General features: G+C 73.4%; 16 protein-coding genes. 12 read left to right on the top strand and 4 right to left on the bottom strand.

Annotation, left to right across the window (positions count from 1 at the left end; translation table 11 throughout):
- The coding region (locus tag ACIHFE_RS23505) for a hypothetical protein (RefSeq protein WP_400109268.1) at positions 1–876 on the top strand (876 nt) is incomplete at its 5' end.
- A gap of 5 nt (positions 877–881) precedes the next feature.
- The gene (locus ACIHFE_RS23500) at positions 882–1685 is read left to right on the top strand and encodes a hypothetical protein (RefSeq protein WP_400109318.1); all 804 of its coding nucleotides are present in this window, start codon (positions 882–884) and stop codon (positions 1683–1685) included.
- A 72-nt stretch (positions 1686–1757) separates the two neighbouring features.
- On the opposite strand, the gene ACIHFE_RS23495 is transcribed toward ACIHFE_RS23500, so the two are convergent.
- Positions 1758–3047 carry a DUF1015 family protein gene (locus tag ACIHFE_RS23495; protein WP_400109267.1) on the bottom strand — a complete coding sequence of 430 codons (1290 nt, stop codon included), beginning with the start codon at positions 3045–3047 and terminating at the stop codon, positions 1758–1760.
- A gap of 79 nt (positions 3048–3126) precedes the next feature.
- On the opposite strand from ACIHFE_RS23495, the gene ACIHFE_RS23490 reads away from it, so the two are divergent.
- Positions 3127–4167, top strand: a complete 1041-nt coding sequence (locus ACIHFE_RS23490) for an HAD hydrolase-like protein (protein ID WP_400109265.1) — start codon at positions 3127–3129, stop codon at positions 4165–4167.
- A 187-nt stretch (positions 4168–4354) separates the two neighbouring features.
- Here ACIHFE_RS23490 and ACIHFE_RS23485 read toward each other — a convergent pair whose 3' ends face one another.
- Entirely contained in the window at positions 4355–4702 is a 348-nt protein-coding gene (locus ACIHFE_RS23485) for a sterol-binding protein (protein WP_400109263.1), read from the bottom strand.
- Between the two features lie 39 nt (positions 4703–4741).
- Here ACIHFE_RS23485 and ACIHFE_RS23480 point away from each other — a divergent pair, with 39 nt between their 5' ends.
- From ACIHFE_RS23480 to ACIHFE_RS23460, 5 genes are all read left to right on the top strand, one after another.
- Complete coding sequence (locus ACIHFE_RS23480) at positions 4742–4972, top strand: hypothetical protein (protein ID WP_400109261.1); 231 nt, start codon at positions 4742–4744, stop codon at positions 4970–4972.
- A 13-nt stretch (positions 4973–4985) separates the two neighbouring features.
- Positions 4986–5792, top strand: coding sequence for a TlyA family RNA methyltransferase (locus tag ACIHFE_RS23475; RefSeq protein WP_400109316.1), 807 nt, complete (start codon positions 4986–4988; stop codon positions 5790–5792).
- Entirely contained in the window at positions 5789–6727 is a 939-nt protein-coding gene (locus tag ACIHFE_RS23470) for an NAD kinase (protein WP_400109259.1), read from the top strand. Before ACIHFE_RS23475 ends, ACIHFE_RS23470 begins: the two co-directional genes overlap by 4 nt.
- A 411-nt stretch (positions 6728–7138) precedes the next feature.
- On the top strand, positions 7139–8902 hold the full coding sequence (gene recN, locus ACIHFE_RS23465; protein WP_400109257.1) for a DNA repair protein RecN: 1764 nt from the start codon (positions 7139–7141) through the stop codon (positions 8900–8902).
- A 335-nt stretch (positions 8903–9237) separates the two neighbouring features.
- A complete protein-coding gene (locus ACIHFE_RS23460; RefSeq protein WP_400109255.1) occupies positions 9238–10362 on the top strand; it encodes a glycosyltransferase family 4 protein in 1125 nt (374 codons plus the stop codon).
- A gap of 44 nt (positions 10363–10406) precedes the next feature.
- On the opposite strand, the gene ACIHFE_RS23455 is transcribed toward ACIHFE_RS23460, so the two are convergent.
- Positions 10407–12005, bottom strand: a complete 1599-nt coding sequence (locus tag ACIHFE_RS23455) for a PucR family transcriptional regulator (RefSeq protein WP_400109253.1) — start codon at positions 12003–12005, stop codon at positions 10407–10409.
- An 82-nt stretch (positions 12006–12087) separates the two neighbouring features.
- On the opposite strand from ACIHFE_RS23455, the gene ACIHFE_RS23450 reads away from it, so the two are divergent.
- The gene (locus tag ACIHFE_RS23450) at positions 12088–13392 is read left to right on the top strand and encodes an MFS transporter (protein WP_400109251.1); all 1305 of its coding nucleotides are present in this window, start codon (positions 12088–12090) and stop codon (positions 13390–13392) included.
- Here the strand turns inward: ACIHFE_RS23450 and ACIHFE_RS23445 are convergent.
- Entirely contained in the window at positions 13364–15166 is a 1803-nt protein-coding gene (locus ACIHFE_RS23445; protein WP_400109249.1) for a glycoside hydrolase family 15 protein, read from the bottom strand. The genes ACIHFE_RS23450 and ACIHFE_RS23445 overlap by 29 nt on opposite strands.
- Before the next feature lie 410 nt (positions 15167–15576).
- On the opposite strand from ACIHFE_RS23445, the gene ACIHFE_RS23440 reads away from it, so the two are divergent.
- The 3 genes from ACIHFE_RS23440 (at position 15577) to ACIHFE_RS23430 (ending at position 20133) form a co-directional block, all read left to right on the top strand.
- Positions 15577–17229 (top strand): CTP synthase, encoded by a 1653-nt coding sequence (locus tag ACIHFE_RS23440; RefSeq protein ID WP_400109247.1) that lies wholly within the window; start codon positions 15577–15579, stop codon positions 17227–17229.
- A 78-nt stretch (positions 17230–17307) separates the two neighbouring features.
- Positions 17308–17934, top strand: a complete 627-nt coding sequence (locus ACIHFE_RS23435; protein WP_400109314.1) for an NUDIX domain-containing protein — start codon at positions 17308–17310, stop codon at positions 17932–17934.
- 201 nt (positions 17935–18135) lie between these two features.
- Complete coding sequence (locus tag ACIHFE_RS23430; protein ID WP_400109312.1) at positions 18136–20133, top strand: tetratricopeptide repeat protein; 1998 nt, start codon at positions 18136–18138, stop codon at positions 20131–20133.
- The last annotated feature ends 155 nt before the right edge of the window (positions 20134–20288 follow it).

Genomic DNA, 20288 nt, shown 5'->3' with positions numbered 1-20288 from the left:
CTTTCCGTCGCGATGAGCGGCGTGATGAGCGTCCGGGCGGCTTCCGCCGGGACGAGCGCCGTGACGACCGTGGCGGCCGCCCGGGCGGTGGCTTCGGTCGCCGGGATGACGACCGTGGTGGCTACGGTCGTCGGGACGACCGGGATCGTGGTGGTTTCCGTCGTGATGACCGTCGCGATGACCGTGGTCCGCGTCGGGACGACGACCAGCGGGGTGGTTTCCGCCGGGATGAGCGGCGTGATGAGCGTCCCTCCTTCCGTCGCGATGAGCGCCGTGATGACCGTGGTCCGCGTCGGGACGATGACCAGCGGGGTGGTTTCCGTCGCGATGAGCGGCGTGATGAGCGTCCGGGCGGCTTCCGCCGGGACGAGCGCCGTGACGACCGTGGCGGCCGCCCGGGCGGTGGCTTCGGCCGCCGGGATGACGACCGTGGCGGCTACGGTCGTCGGGACGACCGGGATCGTGGTGGCTTCCGTCGTGATGACCGTCGCGATGACCGTGGTCCGCGTCGGGACGACGACCAGCGGGGTGGTTTCCGTCGCGATGAGCGGCGTGATGAGCGTCCGGGTGGCTTCCGCCGGGACGAGCGCCGTGACGACCGTCGGGATGAGCGGGGTCCCCGGCGGCACGAGGAGCGGGGTGGTTTCCGCCGGGATGAGCGGCGTGATGAGCGTCCGGGCGGGTTCCGCCGGGACGAGCGCCGGGACGACCGCGGTGGCTTCGGCCGTCGGGACGACCGGGACCGGGGCGGTTTCCGTCGCGATGACCGGGACCGCCAGGGTGGCGGCTTCCGGGGCCGGGACGACCGTTCCCGTGGTTATGGCCGCCGGGACGACCGGGACCGTGACCGGGAGCGTGGCGACCGGGAGCCGGTGAAGCGGCTGCCCATCCCCGAGGAGGTCACCGGTGAGGAGATCGACCAGGACGTCCGGCAGGAGCTGCTGAGCCTGCCCAAGACGCTTGCCGAGGATGTGGCGCGCAACCTGGTCATGGTCGCCAGGCTGCTGGACGAGGACCCGGAGCAGGCTTACGGGTACTCGCGGGTCGCGCTGCGGCTCGCGTCGCGGGTCGCAGCCGTCCGGGAGGCCGCCGGCTTCGCCTCGTACGCGACCGGCAAGTACGCCGAGGCGCTGGCCGAGTTCCGGGCCGCCCGTCGGATGACCGGCTCGGTGGAGCTGTGGCCGATCATGGCCGACTGCGAGCGTGGCATGGGCCGTCCGGAGCGTGCGCTGGCCATGGCCGGTGAGCCCGAGGTGCAGAAGCTGGACAAGGCGGGCCAGGTCGAGATGCGCCTGGTCGCCGCCGGCGCCCGCAAGGACATGGGCCAGGCGGACGCGGCCGTGGTCACCCTGCAGAGCCCGGAGCTGGCCTCCAGCTCCATCCAGCCGTGGACCGCGCGGCTGCGCTACGCCTACGCCGAGGCGCTGCTGGAGGTGGGCCGCGAGGCCGAGGCGCGGGAGTGGTTCGCCAAGGCGCTGGAGGCCGACCAGGGCGGCAGCACCAACGCCTCCGACCGGCTGGCCGAGCTGGACGGCGTGGAGTTCACCGACGCGCTGGACGAGTCCGAGGAGCTCCGGGACGAGCCGCAGGGCGGCGCCGAGGAGGCCAAGGAGTCCAAGGAGGCCGGTGACGCCGAGGACGCCGGTGACGTCAAGGACGTCAAGGAGTCCGGCGAGCAGGGCTGAGTCCGGCGGCTGAACTGACGAGGGCGGAACCCAACCGGGTTCCGCCCTCGGTCTGTTGGGCCCTGGCCCCGGTCAGTTGAGGTCAAGGCTCCGCAGCACCAGCCCGGTTGCCGGCTTCGGGCCGAAGGAGGTGGACTTGTGCGGCATGGTGACGCCCTGTTCGGCCAGCTCGCGTACCACGTCCTCATGGACCGGGTGCATCAGCACGGCCGTGGCGTCATGCCGTTCGGCCTGGGCCACGACCGCCGCGGTGTCATGGATGTAGCCGATGTGCTCCGGGTCGTCCGGCACCCGCCAGACCGCTTCCAGCAGGGCCGAGTGCAGCACGGTGGCGTCCAGCTCACGCCAGGCGCACGGGCGGTCGGCCGGGACGGTACGGGCCAGCAGGGCCGGGTCCGGGCGGTCCAGCAGGTGGAAGCGGCCGTCGCCGGCGAGGACGAAGGCATTGCCGGTCCGGTCCGCGGCCTTGGCCTCGGCCAGCGCGTCCAGCGCGCCGGACAGCGGCACATCCAGGGTGCGGACCCGGAACGCCCCGCCCAGCGAGGCCAGTGCCTCGGCCACCGGGAGGCGGTGCAGCAGGCGGTGGATGGCGCGTACCCGCAGCGGGTAGCGGGCGGTGTCCACCAGCAGCACCAGGCCGAAGTCCCAGGGCCCGGGCTCCGGTTGCTCGGCACGCAGGCGCAGATAGGTGGCCCAGCGGTGGTGGCCGTCGGCGATCAGGGCGCGCTGCCCGGCGAGGTCCTCGCCGATGCGGGCCAGCTCGTCGGGGTCGGTCACCGACCACAGGCGGTGGGCGTAGCCGTCGTCGGTGGTGGTGGACAGCAGCGGCTCGGTGCGGGTGGTCTCCTCGATCACCGCGGCCGCCCCGGTGGTGGTGCCGTTGCCGCGGTAGGCGAACAGCAGCGGCTCCAGGTTGGCGCCGGTGTCCCGCATCAGGGCGGCGCGGTCCTCGATGATGTGCGGCATGACGTCCTCGTGCGGCAGGACGATGCCCTCCTCGCGCGGGGTCAGACGCAGGGCGCCGATCAGGCCGCGCTGGAGTATGCCTTCGCCGCGCTGCTCGTAGACATAGAGCGCCGGTGTGGGGTCGGGGGCCAGGATGTGCTGGTCCTGCCAGCGGCGCAGGGTCTCGGCGGCCTGGCGGTGACGTTCGGCGGCGGTGGCCGCCTGCGGGAGGATCAGCCGGACGATGTTGTACGGGTCGGCGGTCTCCAGATGCCGCAGGCCGTCCGGGCGCACCACCACGTCGTACGGTGGCGAGGTGACGGCCGCGAGGCTGCCCACGCGCTCCGCGACATAGCGCAGCCCTCGGAAGGGGGCGAGTTGGAGTCCTTGCCCTGCACGGCGGCCTGGAGTGGTCATTGGGAAATGTTATGTCCCATGGCCGGATGAGCAATGATCGAAAAAAATAGAGATGAACGGCACAAGGAGCGAACTCGGCATGAGCGAAGGCGTCCGTACCCGGACCGACGGCAGTGAGCTGCCGCTCGGCAGGGCCTATGACACCGCGCTGCTGGACCTGGACGGCGTGGTGTACGCGGGCGGGCGGGCCATCGGGCACGCGGTGGACTCCCTGGCGGAGGCCCGGTCCGGCGGGATGCGGCTCGCCTATGTGACCAACAACGCCCTGCGCACTCCGCAGGCGGTGGCCGGGCACCTCACCGAGCTGGGGATACCGGCCGCCTCCACGGATGTGATCACCTCCGCCCAGGCGGTGGCCCGGCTGATCGCGGACGAACTGCCCGAGGGCTCGCGGGTGTTGGTGACCGGTGGGGAGGGGCTGCGGGTCGCACTGCGTGAGCGCGGGCTGGTGCCGGTGGACTCGGCGGATGACGATCCGGCGGCGGTGGCGCAGGGCTACGGCGGGCCGGACATGCCCTGGTCCCGGCTGATGGAGGCGTCCTATGCGGTGCGCCGGGGGGTGCCGTGGTTCGCCTCCAACGCGGATCTGACCATTCCCAGCGGGCGCGGCATCGCCCCGGGCAACGGGGCGGCGGTGGAGGTGGTGCGGATCGCCTCGGGCGGTGCGCCCCGGGTGGCCGGGAAGCCGCAGCCGCCCATGCACCGGGAGACGGTGCTGCGCACCGGGGCCCGGCGGCCGTTGGTGGTGGGTGACCGGCTGGACACGGACATCGAGGGCGCGTACGCGGGCGGGGTGGACTCGCTGCTGGTGCTCACCGGGGTGACCACCCCGGCGCTGCTGCTGACGGCGGAGCCGCGGCACCGGCCGACCTATGTGGCGGAGGATCTGCGGGGGCTGCTGGAGCCGCAGCCGGAGGTTTCCGTGGCGGGAGCCGGGTTCGGGTGCGGCGGCTGGACCGCCTCGGCGGTCGGCGGGGAGCTTGTCCTGGACGGTGAGGGGCAGGCGGTCGACGGGCTGCGGGCGCTGTGCGCGGTGGCCTGGACGGCGGCGGGCGAGGGTTCCTGCTCGCTGGAGGCGGGGAAGGCGTTGGGCCGGCTGGGGTTGCGGACGCTCGCCTAGCCGGGTTGTGTCCGGCGGATCAGGGGCCGCGCCGTCGCGGATCCGGATGCGTTTCCGGGGCGCGGGCCGGCTGTGGCTGGTCGCGCCCATGCGGCGGAGTCGCCTGACGCGGCCGCCCCGCTCCCCCTTGGGGGCGCCCCGGAGCGCGTCGGCGTGGGCGCTGCACACCGCGCCGAGTGGGGCGCCGCTAGAACAGCGATCGCATGCGCAGGATGTCCCGCAGGCTCGCCTGCAGCCGGATCCGTCCCGCCGCCCAGGCACGGGCGAAGTTGAGCCGGCCGTCGACCAGGGCGATCAGGTCGTCGCTGGTCAGCTCCAGGCCGATCTCGGCCCGCCGCTCGGGGACGTCCTGGACGGTGCGTACCTCCCTGAGGTGGCCCTCCCTGAGGTGGCCCACAAAGGTGACGCCGAGGTCGGTGGCATGGCAGCTGAGCGAGCGGTCGAGCATGGCCGCGCCGCGGAGCTCCTCGTTGGCCGTCGCCAGGTTCTCCGCCAGCCGGTCGAGTGCGCTCAGGCACTCCTCCGTGGTCGCCATTGCCCTGGACGGTACACCGGTCAAGGTAGCGTCGGGGCCATGACCGAGCCGAACCAGGGCCTGGGCGTCGAGCGGACGCCCACCGGCAACCCCGATGTGGACGCGCAGCTGGAGCGCCTCGCCGACGCCGACCACCTCGGCGTCGGCGGCCATCTGGAGGTGTACGAGGATGTACACCGGGGGCTGCGTGAGGCGCTGGCCGCGCTGGACCGTCCCTCCTCCGCCCAGGCCGGGGGTGCCCCGGCCCGTCCGTACGACCTCAGGAGCTGAACCGCACGTGGCAGTGACCCGTCGCCGACTCGACGCGGAGCTGGTGCGCCGCAAGCTGGCCCGCTCGCGGGAGCATGCCAGCCAGCTGATCGCCGCGGGTCGGGTGACCGTCGGCGGCGCCAGGGCGACCAAGCCCGCGACCCAGGTGGAGACCAGCGCGGCGCTGGTGGTCACCCAGGACGACAGCGACCCGGACTATGTCTCGCGGGGCGGGCACAAGCTGGCCGGCGCGCTGGCCGCCTTTGTGCCGCGCGGGCTGACGGTCGAGGGACGGCGGGCGCTGGACGCGGGCGCCTCGACCGGTGGCTTCACCGATGTGCTGCTGCGCGCCGGGGCCGCGCAGGTGGTCGCGGTGGACGTGGGCTACGGGCAGCTGGCCTGGTCGCTGCAGAGCGATGAGCGGGTGGTCGTCAAGGACCGTACCAATGTGCGGGAGTTGACATTGGAGCAGCTCGATGGGCAGCCGGTCGATCTGGTGGTGGGCGATCTGTCCTTCATTCCGCTGGGGCTGGTGCTGCCCGCGCTGGTGCGGTGCGCCGCGCCCGACGCGGACCTGGTGCTGATGGTGAAGCCGCAGTTCGAGGTGGGCAAGGAGCGGCTGGGCAGCGGCGGCGTGGTGCGCAGCACCCAGCTGCGGGCGGAGGCGGTGCGTACGGTCGCCGGGCAGGCGGCCGAGCTGGGGCTGGGGGTGCTGGGGGTGACCGCCAGCCCGCTGCCCGGGCCCTCGGGCAACGTCGAGTACTTTCTGTGGCTGCGCGCCGGTGCGCCTGAACTGGACCCGGCGGACGTTGACCGTGCAGTGGCGGAGGGGCCCCGTTGACCACTACAGAAGCGACACCGCAGACATCGGGAACAGGGAGACGGACCGTCTTTCTGCTCGCGCACACCGGCCGTCCGGCGGCCATCCGCAGTGCGGAACTCGTCGTCCAGGGGCTGCTGCGCTGCGGCATCGGGGTGCGGGTGCTGGCCGAGGAGGCCGCCGATCTGCCGCTGCCCGCCTCGGTGGAGCGGATGGAGGCCGGTCCGGGACAACCGGATGTGCTGGAGGGCTGCGAGCTGCTGGTGGTGCTCGGCGGTGATGGCACCCTGCTGCGCGGCGCGGAGTTCGCCCGGCGCTCCGGGGTGCCGCTGCTGGGCGTTAATCTGGGACGGGTGGGCTTCCTGGCCGAGGCCGAACGGGACGACCTGGACAAGGTCGTGGACCGGGTGGTGACCCGGGCGTACGAGGTCGAGGAGCGGATGACCCTCGATGTGCTGGTGCGCACGGACGGCCATGTGGTGCACACCGACTGGGCGTTGAACGAGGCCTCGGTGGAAAAGGCGGCCCGGGAGCGGCTGTTGGAAGTGGTCACCGAGGTGGACGGCCGTCCGGTGTCGCGCTTCGGCGGTGATGGGGTGGTCTGTGCCACGCCGACCGGATCGACCGCCTATGCCTTCTCGGCGGGCGGGCCGGTGGTGTGGCCGGAGGTGGAGGCGCTGCTGATGGTGCCGATCAGCGCGCATGCGCTGTTCGCCAAGCCCTTGGTGACGGCGCCTGATTCGGTGCTGGCGGTGGAGGTGCAGCCGCAGACGCCCAATGGGGTGCTGTGGTGTGACGGCCGGCGGACCATTGAACTCCCCGCCGGTGCGCGGGTGGAGGTACGGCGCGGGGCGGTTCCGGTGCGGCTGGCCCGGCTGCACCATGCGTCGTTCACGGACCGGCTGGTGGCGAAGTTCGCTTTGCCGGTGGCGGGTTGGCGGGGGGCGCCGCATTAGCGCTCCGCTGGGGGGAGGGTGTTCGGCTGCGGGTCGTATGTGGCTGGTCGCGCCCACGCGGCGGAGCTGTATGACAGAACCGCCCCGTGGCCCTGGTGGGGTGCCGCCGGCTTTTGGGCGCGGGTTGTGTGGGGCTGGTCGCGCCCACGCGGCGGAGCTGCATGACGGAACCGCCCCGCGCCCCTTACCGGGCGCCCGGACGCCGCGCTGCCGGAACCGGCCCGAGCCGGCGCCGGACAGGGTGAGGGCCGCGGCCGGCAGGAGGGTGACGGTCCGGGTACGCGGGTTCACGGATCCGGCCTGGTGCGCACCGGGAGTACGCACCATGGGGCGGTCACCCGGAACGGTGGTGGTGGTGCCTCCAGGGCGGTCGGTGGGGGAGGCCGTCGCGGGGGCGCCCCGGAACCTCGTATGGTCGTATCCGTGTTGGAGGAGATGCGGATCCGGTCCTTGGGCGTCATCGATGACGCGGTGGTCGAGCTGTCACCCGGTTTTACCGCGGTGACCGGCGAGACCGGGGCGGGCAAGACCATGGTCGTGACCAGCCTCGGGCTGCTGCTCGGCGGTCGCGCCGACCCGGCGCTGGTGCGTGTCGGCGCCAAGTCCGCCGTGGTCGAGGGACGGCTGGCGGTGGACGAGCGCTCGGCGGTGGCCCTGCGGGCCGAGGAGGCCGGCGCCGAACTCGACGACGGCACCCTGCTGATCAGCCGCACCCTTTCCGCCGAGGGACGCTCCCGGGCCCATCTGGGCGGCCGGAGCGTACCCGTCGGGCTGCTGGGTGAGCTGGCCGAGGAACTGGTGGCCGTGCACGGGCAGACCGACCAGCAGGGGCTGCTGCGCCCGGCCCGGCAGCGGCAGGCGCTGGACCGGTACGCGGGCGAGGCGGTGGCCGCCCCCCTGGCGAAGTACACCGACGCCTACCGCCGGCTGCGCGCCGTCTCCGCCGAGCTGACCGAGCTGACCACCCGGGCCCGGGAGCGCGCCCAGGAGGCCGACCTGCTGCGCTTCGGGCTGGACGAGATCGCCGCCGCCGAGCCGCTGCCCGGCGAGGACACCGAGCTCGCCGCCGAGGCCGAGCGGCTCGGCCATGCCGAGGTCCTGGCCTCCGCCGCCAGCGCCGCGCACGCCGCCCTGGCCGGCAATCCGGAGGACCCCGAGGCGGTGGACGCCACCACCCTGGTGGCCGGGGCGCACCGCGCGCTGGAGGCCGTACGCTCCCACGACCCGGCGCTGGCCGCACTGGCCGAGCGGCTGGGCGAGATCGGCATCCTGCTCTCCGATGTGGCCGGGGAACTGGCCGGCTACGCCTCCGACCTGGACGCCGACCCCCGGCGGCTGGCGGCCGTGGAGGAACGCCGGGCCGCGCTGACCCACCTCACCCGCAAGTACGACGAGTCCGGCGAGGGCATCGCCGCCGTGCTGGCCTGGGCCGAGCGCGGTGCCGAGCGGCTGGGCGAGCTGGAGGGCGATGACGACCGGATCGCCGAGCTGGCCGCGGAGCACACCGCCCTGCGGGACGAACTGGGCGCGCTGGCCCAGCAGTTGACTGACGCCCGTGAGGAGGCGGCGAAGCGATTCGCCGCGGCCGTCACCGGGGAACTGGCCGAACTGGCCATGCCGCACGCCCGGGTGAGCTTCGCCATCCGGCAGAACGAGGTGGCGGACCAGGAGTCCGGCATCGAGGTGGGCGGCCGGGCGGTGGCCTACGGGCCGCAGGGTGCGGACGAGGTGGAGCTGCTGCTCACCCCGCACCCGGGCGCCCAGCCGCGGCCCATCGCCAAGGGCGCCTCGGGCGGTGAGCTGTCCCGGGTGATGCTCGCCGTGGAGGTGGTCTTCGCCGGATCCGACCCGGTGCCCACTTATCTCTTCGACGAGGTGGACGCGGGCGTGGGCGGCAAGGCGGCGGTCGAGGTCGGCCGGCGCCTGGCCCGGCTGGCCCGGTCCGCTCAGGTGGTGGTGGTCACCCACCTGCCGCAGGTGGCCGCGTTCGCCGACCGGCACCTGGTGGTGGAGAAGACCCATGAGGGCTCGGTGACCCGCAGCGGGGTGCAGGCCATGGAGGGCGAGGACCGGGTGCGTGAACTCTCCCGGATGCTGGCCGGCCAGGAGGACTCCCAGCTGGCCCGGGCGCATGCGGAGGAGCTGCTGGCGGCGGCGCGGGCGGCGGTGGGGTAGGGCTTCTCGGGCATCCGCCTCATCCCGCTCATCCAGTTCATCCCGCTCATCCGGTTCAACCGGTCGATCCGGTTCATCTGGCCGATCCGGTTCATCTGGTTCAAGCCAGAGCATCCGGTTCAACTCAGAGCATCGGGTCACCAAACCGGGTGAATCCGGGGATGTGGGGGCGAGGCAGGGCAGGCCCGCCACGGGGCGGCGGTGCCGGGATGTCGGTGGCGGCTGGCATCCTGGCCTACGGCACCGCGCGGTGCCATGCGCCGATGTACCTCCGCAGTACCGCAGTTCTTACTCCCGTAGCGCCCCGCCGATGCCGAGCCAGGAGCCTTCCTCGCGTGAGCAGCACACCCGCCGTGTCCCAGGGGCCGGAGCCCCTGCATGCCGTGCAGGTCCTGGGTAGTGGCAGCGCGGGCAGCGGAGCCCATGTGCGGTCGCTGGCGGCCGGGTTGGTCGCCCGGGGGCTGCGGGTGACGGTGTGCGCGCCGGGGCGCACCGGGCTGCGGTACGGCTTCACCGAAGCGGGCGCCGCCTTCGAGGCGTTGCCCACCGGCACCGACGCGCTGGCGGTCGCCGGGATCCGGGCGGCCGTGGCGGACGCCGATGTGGTGCACGCCCATGGGCTGCGCTCGGGGGTGCTGGCCGCGCTGGCGCTGCGCGGCCGGGCCACGCCGCTGGTGGTCACCTGGCACCGCCGGGTACGGGCGGTGGGGGCGCGGGCGCATATGGTGCGGCTGATGGAACGCCGGGCGGCCCGCCGGGCGACGGTGGTGCTGGGCGCCTCCTCGGACCTGGTGGACCAGGCGCGGCTGCGCGGGGCGCGGGACGCCCGGCTGGCACCGGTGGCCTTTCCGGCGCCGCGGCCGGCGCCCGATCCGGGTGAGGACGAGGTGCCCCGGGACAAGGTACGGGCCGAACTGGGCGTGCTGGGGCGCCCGTTGCTGGTGGCGGTGGGGCGGCTGGAACCGGACCAGGGATACGGGCTGCTCTTCGACGCGGCACGCCGGTGGCGTGAGCTGGACCCGGAGCCGCTGCTGATCGTGGCGGGGGAGGGTTCGCAACGGGCGCTGTTGCAGTGGCGGATCGAGGACGAGGGGCTGCCGGTGCGGTTGGTGGGGTTGCGGGAGGACGTGCCGGAGCTGCTGGCGGCGGCGGATGTGGCGGTGCTGCCGTCCTGCTGGGAGGCGCGGTCGCTGCTGGCCCAGGAGGCGCTGCACGCGGGGGTGGCTCTGGTGGCCACCTCGGTGGGGAGTGTGCCGGATCTGGTGGGGGACGCGGCTCAGTTGGTGCCGTTCGGGGACGCGGAGGCGCTTGCCGTGGCGGTTTCCGGGTTGCTGGCGGATCCCGTGCGGCGGGCCCGGCTTGCCGCTGCCGGGCGGTTGCAGGCGGCGAGCTGGCCTTCGGAGGACGACACGGTCGCGCATGTGCTGTCTGTTTACGATGAGTTGGGCTCGCGTTTTTGACCTCGCCCACGCGCCGGCCGTTGCCGTGAGCTCTCCCGTGGGTGTCAGTCGGTCGCCCAACGCCGCGCGCGCAGGGCCAGATTGAGGGCGAGGGCCGTGTCCGGATCGTCCAGGTCCGCGGCGAGGAGCCGGGAGACGCGGGCCAGCCGGTCATAGAGGGTCTGCCGGTTGAGGTGGAGGGCGCGGGCCGTTTCCGCCTTGCGGCCCGCGTGGGCCAGATAGACCTCCAGGGTGGGCAGCAGCGGGGGCCGGGCCGCGCGGTCGTGGGCCAGCAGCGGGCCGATCACCCGCTGGACAAAGGCCGCCAGATCCCCATGGGAGCGCAGCCGCCACAGCAGCAGGTCCACATCCAGCCGCCGCACATCGTGCCAGGGGCGGTCCGGCAGGCCCTGGGCCACCGTCGCCGCGTCCGCGGTGTGCCGCAGCCCGGCGCCCGCCGTCGCCCAGTCGGCCACCGCGCCGACCACCACCACCGGGTGCCGGGCGCCGGCCCGTTCCGTACCGGCCCGCAGCGCGGCCGCCAGCCGGTCCGCGACCGCCGGGCGCTCGGCCTCCTCGCGCAGGCCCACCAGCAGCGGAAGCCGGCCCTCCGGCCGTTGTACGCCCAGCAGCACCGGTGCGCCCACGGCCGTCAGTTCCTTCTGGACCGCGCAGGTCAGCGCGGCCCAGCCGGCGCCCGGCAGTGGGTCGGTGGTGATGCGCAGGGTCACCGGCAGCAGGGGGCCGGGGCCGGGGCGGAAGCCCAGCACGCGGGCCTGGGCGGGGGCGTCCACCGGGTCGACGCGCTTCCCGGCCAGGGCGGTGAGGAAGTCGCCGCGACCGCAGGCCGCCAGCTCCTCCTCCTGGCGGGCCTGGAGCAGCACCACCGCCAGCAGGCCGGCCAGCCGCTCGGCGGCGATCCGGTGCACCGGGGTGGGCGGGGAGTTGACCGGCAGCACGGTCAGCCGGGCCCGTACCGGGTCCGGTCCCGGACCGGAGCCGGGGACCTCGGCGGTCAGCCGCCCGGCCAGGCCGGCCCCGCCCAGCCCGTCCCAGACCTGGAGCGGGTCGGCGGCGCCGGCGGGCGCGGGGGAGGGGCCGGCCGCGTAGAGCAGCCGCCCGTCGGCGGACTCCAGGAAGACCGGGTTGCCCGTGAAGCCGGCGAACAGCCGCAGCACCTCGGGGATTCCGCCGCCGCGCAACAGGGCCTCGGTGCAGTCGCGGTGCACCGACTCGGCGCTGCGCAGCAGGGTGTAGTGCTCGCTGACCAGCTCGGTGTGGATCTCCTCGGTGACGGCCACAAAGGGCACCTCGCGGTGCAGCTGGACCAGTGGCAGGCCATGGGTGCGGGCGCTGTCCACGATGGCGGGCGGGAGCGTGGTGAAGCGGGAGCCCAGCTCCACGACCAGGGCGGCGATATCGCGTTCGGCCAGGCCGCGGACGAAGGCACGCTGCTCGGCGGGGCGGCTGCCCAGGCCGAGGCCGGTGGTGAGCAGCAGCTCCCCGCCCTTGAGCAGGGCGGCGATATTGGGGGCCTCGCCGGCGTGCACCCAGCGCACCGGGCGGTGCAGCCGGTCGGCGGCGGCCATCACCTCGGGCAGGCCCCGGCGCAGCGCGGGCAGTTCCAGGGCTCGGGCCACGGTGATGGTGCCTTGCGGTCGCATGGCTGGAACCTATGTGACGGGTGGGGGGATTGCTACTGGTCAGCGCTGTCGCGGGCCGGGGACGGCTTCTACCCTGTGCCGCATGACGACAGCCTCCCCTCGCCCCAACGAGCCCGAAATACCCGGTATTTCGCCTGGTGTTGTTGCGCTGGACCGGGCCGCTCTGCAGCGGCACACCGTCCGGGTGCTGATGGCCGCGCAGGTGGTCGCCGGGACCGGGATGGGTTCGATGATCTCCTCCGGCGGGCTGCTGATCGAGCGGCTGAGCGGCTCCGCCGCCACCGCCGGACTGGCCACCACGGTGGCCACCCTGGGCGCGGCGCTGCTCTCGGTGCCGCTGGCCGCGCTGTCCCGGGCGCGCGGCCGGCGGGCCGGGCTGGGCACCGGCTGGCTGGTGGCGGCGGTGGGGGCGGTGATCGTACCGGTGGCCGCGGGGCTGGGGCAGGTGCCGCTGACCCTGTTCGGGATGCTGCTGATCGGCGCGGCCTCCGCCGCCAATCTGCAGTCCCGGTACGCGGCCACCGACCTGGCCGAACCGGGGGGCCGGGCCCGGGCGTTGTCGCTGGTGGTGTGGTCCACCACCGTGGGCAGCGTGCTGGGCCCCAACCTCAGCGGACCCGGCGAGGCGCTGGCCGGCGCGCTGGGGCTGCCCGGACCGGCGGGCACCTTTGTCTTCTCGGTGGCCGCCTTCCTCACCGGCTGGGCGGTCATCCGGCTGCGGCTGCGCCCCGATCCACTGCTGTCGGCGGGCGGCCCGGGGCCGGAGCGGCGGGCGGCGCCGGAGCGCTTCGGCGTCCGGATGCGCGGCGCCCTGCGGCAGGTGACGGCCTCGCACGCCGCGCTCACCGGCCTGGGCGCCCTGGTGCTGGGACATGCGGTGATGGTGTCGGTGATGACCATGACGCCGGTCCAACTGGCCCACCACGGAGCCTCGCTGAGCGTGGTGGGGCTGACCATCAGCCTGCATGTGGCCGGGATGTACGGGCTCTCCCCGCTGGTGGGACGGCTGGCCGACCGGATCGGCCGGGTGCCGGTGATCCTGCTGGGGCAGACGGTCTTTGTACTGGCCACCCTGCTGGCCGGGGCCTCCGGCGGTCGCCAACTGCCGGTGGCCGCCGGGCTGTTCCTGCTGGGAGTGGGCTGGTCCTGTGCCACGGTCGCGGGCTCCACCCTGCTCAGCGAGTCGGTGGACGCGGCACACCGGCCGGAGGTGCAGGGGCTGTCGGACACCCTGATGAACCTGGTGGGGGCGGGCGGTGGCGCACTCTCCGGCGCGCTGGCCGCCCGCTACGGCTACGGCGGGCTGAACGCCGCCGCCGCTGCACTCGCCGCCCCAGTCGGGGCGCTGGCGCTGTACTTCAGCCTCCGAACGCGCTCGACGCGGTGAGCCGCAGCGCGGTGTCGATCAGCGGAACATGGCTGAACGCCTGCGGGAAGTTGCCCACTTGGCGCTTGAGGCGCGGATCCCACTCCTCCGCCAGCAGCCCCAGGTCGTTGCGCAGGGCCAGCAGTTTCTCGAAGAGCTGGCGGGCCTCGTCCACCCGCCCGATCATGGCCAGGTCGTCCGCCAGCCAGAACGAGCAGGCCAGGAAGGCCCCTTCGTCACCCGCCAGGCCGTCCACCCCCGCGTCCTCACCGGCGGTGGGGTAGCGCAGCACAAAACCGTCCGGGGTGGACAGCTCGCGCTGGATGGCCTCGATGGTGCCGATCACACGCTTGTCGTCCGGCGGCAGAAAGCCCATCTGCGGGATCAGCAGCAGCGAGGCGTCCAGCTCCCTGGAGCCGTAGGACTGGGTGAAGGTGTTGCGCTCCTTGTCGTAGCCCTTCTCGCAGACATCGCGGTGGATGTCGTCGCGCAGCTCCCGCCAGCGCTCCAGCGGGCCGTCCACATCGCCGGCCTCGATCAGCTTGATGGTGCGGTCCACCGCCACCCAGGCCATCACCTTGGAGTGGACGAAGTGGCGGCGCGGGCCGCGCACCTCCCAGATGCCCTCGTCCGGCTCCATCCAGTGGTCCTCCAGGTAGCTGATCAGCCGCAGCTGGAGCACCGAGGCGTAGTCGTTGCGGGCCAGGCCGGTCATATGGGCCAGGTGCAGGGCCTCGGTGACCTCGCCGTAGACGTCCAGCTGGAGCTGGTTGGCGGCCCCGTTGCCGATGCGCACCGGCTGGGAGTTCTCGTACCCCGGCAGCCAGGGCAGCTCCGCCTCGCCCAGCTCCCGTTCGCCCGCGATGCCATACATGATCTGGAGGTTCTCCGGGTCGCCGGCCACCGCCCGCAGCAGCCACTCGCGCCAGGCCCGGGCCTCCTCGCGGTAACCGGTGCGCAGCAGCGAGGAGAGGGTGATCGCGGCATCCCGCAGCCAGGTGAAGCGGTAGTCCCAGTTGCGCACCCCGCCGATCTCCTCGGGCAGCGAGGTGGTGGGGGCGGCCACGATGCCGCCGGTGGGTGCGTAGGTGAGCGCCTTGAGCGTGATCAGCGAGCGGATCACCGCGTCCCGGTAGGGGCCGTGGTACGTGCAGTGCGCCACCCACTCCCGCCAGAACTCCTCGGTGGCCTCCAGCGCGCCCTCCGGGTCGGGCAGCGCGGGGGGCTCGCGGTGCGAGGGCTGCCAGCTGAGGGTCAGGGCGATGCGCTCGCCGGGGGAGACGGTGAAGTCGGAGTAGGTGGTGAGGTCCTTGCCGAAGGTGTCGGCGGTGGTGTCCAGCCACACCGAGTCGGGGCCCGCGACGGCCACCGTGCGGTCGCCCACCTTGTGTACCCAGGGCACCACCCGGCCGTAGGAGAAGCGCAGCCGCATCGCCGAGCGCATGGGCACCCGGCCGCTGACGCCCTCCACGATGCGGATCAGCTGCGGGGCGCCGTCACGCGGCGGCATAAAATCGATGATCCGCACCGTGCCGCGCGCGGTGTCCCACTCGGACTCCAGCACCAGCGAGTCGCCCCGGTAGCGGCGCCGGTCGGCCCGTGGTGGCGCCGCCCCCGAGGGGTGTGCCGGGCCGACCCGCCAGAAACCGTGCTCCTCGGTGCCCAGCAGACCCGCGAACGCCGCATGGGAGTCGAACCGGGGCAGGCACAGCCAGTCGGCGGTACCGTCCCGGCAGACCAGGGCGGCGGTCTGCATATCACCGATGAGTGCGTAATCCTCGATACGCCCGGCCACGTCATCTCCAGTCGAACGGCAATCGTTGCCCCGAAGGGCCCCTTGCGGTCAAGCGATCTTGAGACGAGCCTCTCGTTCCGGAATGGGGTCTCCGCCCGGATCGATGCGTCTGGCGGAGGGCGGGATGGTGCCGTGCCGGTCGGCTCGCTGCGTGTGTCCGAGCAGAATACGACGCTGAGTTGGGACACGCGCGACGGTTGGCGGGGAATCTGTGCCGAATGGGTGGCCTGTGACGCAGGGTTCCCCGGGCCATCGCGCCGCGTCACCGGACGCGCCTGCCCCGGGGCGCTGATACCCTGGTAGCCCGTGGACCGGTGGGAGTAAGACCCCCGAACCGCAGCGACGGCGCCCCCGGAAATTCCGGGTGATCGCACTGACGCACCTCACCTCGCGACCACGGGAGACCCCCTTTGGCTATTGCCGCAAAGCCCACGACGACCAAGCACCTCTTCGTCACCGGCGGTGTTGCCTCCTCGCTCGGCAAGGGGTTGACGGCCTCCAGCCTGGGGGCGCTGCTCAAGGCGCGCGGTCTTCGGGTGACGATGCAGAAGCTCGACCCGTACCTGAACGTCGACCCGGGCACCATGAACCCGTTCCAGCACGGCGAGGTGTTCGTCACCAACGACGGCGCCGAGACCGACCTGGACATCGGTCACTACGAGCGCTTCCTGGACGTGGACCTGGACGGCTCGGCCAACGTGACCACCGGCCAGGTGTACTCCTCGGTGATCGCCAAGGAGCGGCGGGGCGAGTACCTGGGTGACACCGTGCAGGTCATCCCGCACATCACCAACGAGATCAAGCACCGCATCCGGCGAATGGCCACCGAGGACGTCGATGTGGTCATCACCGAGGTCGGCGGCACCGTCGGTGACATCGAGTCGCTGCCGTTCCTGGAGACGGTCCGTCAGGTCCGCCACGAGGTCGGCCGGGACAATGTCTTTGTGGTGCACATCTCGCTGCTGCCCTACATCGGGCCGTCCGGCGAGCTGAAGACCAAGCCCACCCAGCACTCGGTGGCCGCGCTGCGCAACATCGGCATCCAGCCGGACGCCATCGTGCTGCGCGCCGACCGCGAGGTGCCCACCGCCATCAAGCGCAAGATCTCGCTGATGTGCGATGTGGACGAGGACGCGGTGGTCGCCGCGATCGACGCCAAGTCGATCTACGACATCCCCAAGGTGCTGCACTCCGAGGGCCTGGACGCCTATGTGGTGCGCAAGCTGGACCTGCCCTTCCGTGATGTGGACTGGGCCCAGTGGGACGACCTGCTGGACCGGGTGCACAACCCCAACCACGAGGTGACGGTCGCGCTGGTCGGCAAGTACATCGACCTGCCGGACGCCTACCTGTCGGTGACCGAGGCCATTCGCGCGGGCGGCTTCGCCAACAAGGCCCGGGTGAAGATCAAGTGGGTCACCTCCGACGACTGCAAGACCCCGGCCGGCGCCAAGCAGCAGCTCGGTGACGTGGACGCCATCTGCATCCCGGGCGGCTTCGGCGAGCGCGGCGTGGACGGCAAGGTCGGCGCCATCACCTACGCCCGGGAGAACAAGGTTCCGCTGCTGGGCCTGTGCCTGGGTCTGCAGTGCGTGGTCGTCGAGGCCGCCCGCAACCTGGCCGGCATCGAGGGCGCCAACTCCACCGAGTTCGACCCGGCCGCCGCCCACCCGGTGATCTCCACCATGGCCGAGCAGATGGACATCGTCTCCGGCGAGGGCGACCTGGGCGGCACCATGCGGCTGGGCATGTACCCGGCCAAGCTGGCCGAGGGCTCCATCGTGCGCGAGGTCTACGGCGACGCCCCGTATGTCGAGGAGCGCCACCGCCACCGCTACGAGGTCAACAACGCCTACCGGGCCGAGCTGGAGAAGAAGGCCGGCATCGTGTTCTGCGGCACCTCGCCGGACAACAAGCTGGTGGAGTACGTGGAGTACCCGCGGGAGGTCCACCCCTACCTGGTGGCCACCCAGGCCCACCCGGAGCTGCGGTCCCGCCCGACCCGCCCGCACCCGCTGTTCGCCGGCCTGGTGAAGGCGGCCGTCGAGCGCCAGCAGGGCTGACCTATACGGTGGACCGGGGTGAGCGCCTCCTTCGCGGAGGCCCTCACCCCGGTTTTCGCTTTTCTGGAGGACGAAGAGATGCGCATCAAGGACACCGCCGAGAGCTGGCAGGTCACCGCCACCGAGACGCCGTTCACCGGCAACAAGACCAGCGTGCGCACCGATGTGGTGGTGATGCCGGACGGCTCCACCGTCAACCGGGACTACCAGGTGCACCCGGGCTCGGTCGCCGTGGTGGCGCTGGACGGGCAGGGGCGGGTCGTGGTGATCAACCAGTACCGGCACCCGGTGCGGCAGAAGCTCTGGGAGATCCCGGCCGGGCTGCTGGACGTCCCCGGGGAGAACCCGCTGCGGGCCGCACAGCGGGAGCTGTACGAGGAAGCGCATGTCAAGGCCGCGGACTGGCGGGTGCTGACCGATGTCTACACCTCCCCGGGCGGCTGTGACGAGGCGGTACGGGTCTTCCTGGCCCGGGACCTCTCCGAGGCGGAGGGGGAGCGCTTCGAGGTCTTCGAGGAGGAGGCCGACATGGAGCTGGCCCGGGTGCCCCTGGCGGACCTGGTGCGCGGCATCCTCGCGGGCGAACTGCACAACACCTGCCTGACGGTGGGCGTGCTCTCGCTGGCCGCCGCGCTGGCCGGTGACGGGCTGGACGCGCTGCGGCCGGCCGAGTCGCCCTGGCCCGCGCGGCCGTTCGAGGCCTGACCGGTCCCGTCCCCGGCCGGCTCCCGGTCAGTTTCCGGCCGTTCCATAGGACTTAACCGAATAGGTGATGTTCGCAGGAAGCGGTTACGGTTCACCCGGCCTTGCCCGCCGGTGAACTAGGCTCGGCTTGTGCACGTGGAGGACGGGACGGAACGGACGGTGGGCGTCAGGGCGGACGCCGCCTCCGCCACGGCCACGCTGATGGGCGCCTCCCGCTTCATCGGCCGTGGCCGGGAACTCAAGGAACTGCGCGAGGACATCGACCGGACCGGTCTGGACACCCTCTCCGGCCGCAAGCCCCCGCAGAGCCGGGTCCTGCTGATCGCGGGGCGCCCGGGTTCCGGCCGTACGGCGCTCGCCGAGGAACTCGCGCGGCAGCTGGAGCGCGAGTACCCCGACGGGGTGCTGCGCGCCCGGCTCACCGACGCCGATGGCACCCCGGTCCCCACCGACCGCACCGCCCGCGCCCTGTTGGCCGAACTGGCCGCGCCCGCCCGGGCCGGTGCCGACGAGGACGAACTGGCCGAGGCGCTGCGCCGGGCCCTGTCCGGCCGGCGGGTGCTGCTGCTCCTGGACGACGCGGCGGGCGCCGAACAGGTGGAACCACTGCTCCCGGACGAGCCGGACTGCCTGGTCCTCGCGGTCTCCCGGGGCCCGCTGACCGGAGTGCCGGACGTCCGCCCGTGCACCCTGGGCGGACTGGAGCCGGCCGCCGGGATCGAGCTGCTGGAGCGGTACGCCGGCCCGACCCGGATCACCTGTGACCCGATGGCCGCGGGCGCGGTGGTGGAGGAGTGCGGCGGACAGCCCGCCGCCCTGGTGCTGGTCGGCGGCTGGCTGGCGGCCCACCCCAAGATGTCGGTGGCCGACGCGGCCCGGCGGCTGCGCGAGCTGGCGGTGCCGGAGGAGTACCAGGGCACCGCCCGGCCGCTGGCCCGGGCCCTGTGGCTGGCCTATGACGCGCTGCCCCAGCTGCCCGCCCGGATCCTGCGCCTGCTGGCCCTGGCCCCGGCCGGACCGGCCGACGCCCACACCGCCTCCGCGCTGGCCGGCTGCTCGCTGTCCGCCGCCCAGGCCGCGCTGGAGGACTTCGCCGCGCGCGGGATGCTGCGACCGGTGGCGGTGGACGGGCTGCCGGGCGCCCCGGGGGCGCTGCCCGCGCAGTACCAGGTGCCGGGCTGCCTGGCGCCGATGCTCGGGTTGCTGCTGGCGGAACGGGAACGGCCCGCCGAGGTGGAGCTGGCCCGGGCCAGGATGCTGGAACGGGTGGTGCGCCAGCTGCACTCCTGCCGGGCCGCCGCCGAACTGGACAACCCCTCGGTGCGCAAGCGGGTCGCCGAGCTGCCCCGGCCGCTGCGGTTCCCCTCCTCCCGGGTGGCCGGGGAGTGGCTGCGCTCCCGGCTGCCCGCCCTGCTGGCGGCGGCCCGGCTGGCGGTGCGGGACGGCCGTCTGGACACCCTGGCCCGGCGCCTGGTCGCCGCGCTGACCCGGGCGCTCACCGCGCACCTGACCGCGGAGGAGGCCGCGGCCGAGCTGTACGGGCTGCACCAGCTGGTGCTGGATGTGGCCGAGCGCTGCGAGATGCCGCTGGAGAAGGCGGCCGCGCTGCTGAACCTGGGCGATCTGGACGCCCGGGCCGGACGTACCGAGGGCGCGCTGGTCCGCTATCGGGAGGCGCTGCAGTCCGCGCGCCGCTCCGGTGACCCCTATGCCACCAGCCGTTCGCTGGAGTCGATCGCCGCCGCCTACCAGGAGCTGGGTGACTGGCAGCGGGCGGCCGACTGGTACGGCAGAGCACTGGAGTTGCGGCTCACCCGCGGTGAACTGGCCGACCAGGCAAGGCTCTACGGGTGCCGGGGCACGGTGCACACCCAGTCCGGGCTGTGGGCCGAGGCGCTGCGCGACTGGCGCGCGGCGGCGGCGGTCGGACGGCGGCTGCGTGATCTGCCCGGGCAGGCACGGGCGTTGAGCGAGATCGCGCGGGTGCAGGAGTTCTCCGGGCGGCCGCAGGAGGCGCTGCGTACCGCCGCGGAGGCGGTCGAGTGCGCCCGGTTCGCGGGGGACGATTCCCTGCAGGCGACGGTGCGGCTGCGAGCCGCCGAGCTGCTGGAGCGGGCGGGGGACGCGGCCGCGGCCGCCCTGCACCGGGAGGCGGCGGCCGCGCTGCGGTGCGAGCAGGACGCGCCCGCGGCGCGCTGAGCCGCACCCACGCAACACCCCTGACCCTTGTCCGCCCGGTGGGGCTCCCCTTGTCGGCCGGGCGCTGTCGGCTACTGCCGCTTACTCCGGGTAAAAGTCCGGCAACCTAAGAAATCGGCGGCCCATCCCGCAAAAATTGGTGCTTTGTAAGGCTA

The sequence above is a fragment of the Streptomyces sp. NPDC052396 genome (assembly GCF_044593195.1).
Classification (GTDB): Bacteria; Actinomycetota; Actinomycetes; order Streptomycetales; family Streptomycetaceae; genus Streptomyces.
This window is presented reverse-complemented; position numbering and strand designations above follow the sequence as displayed.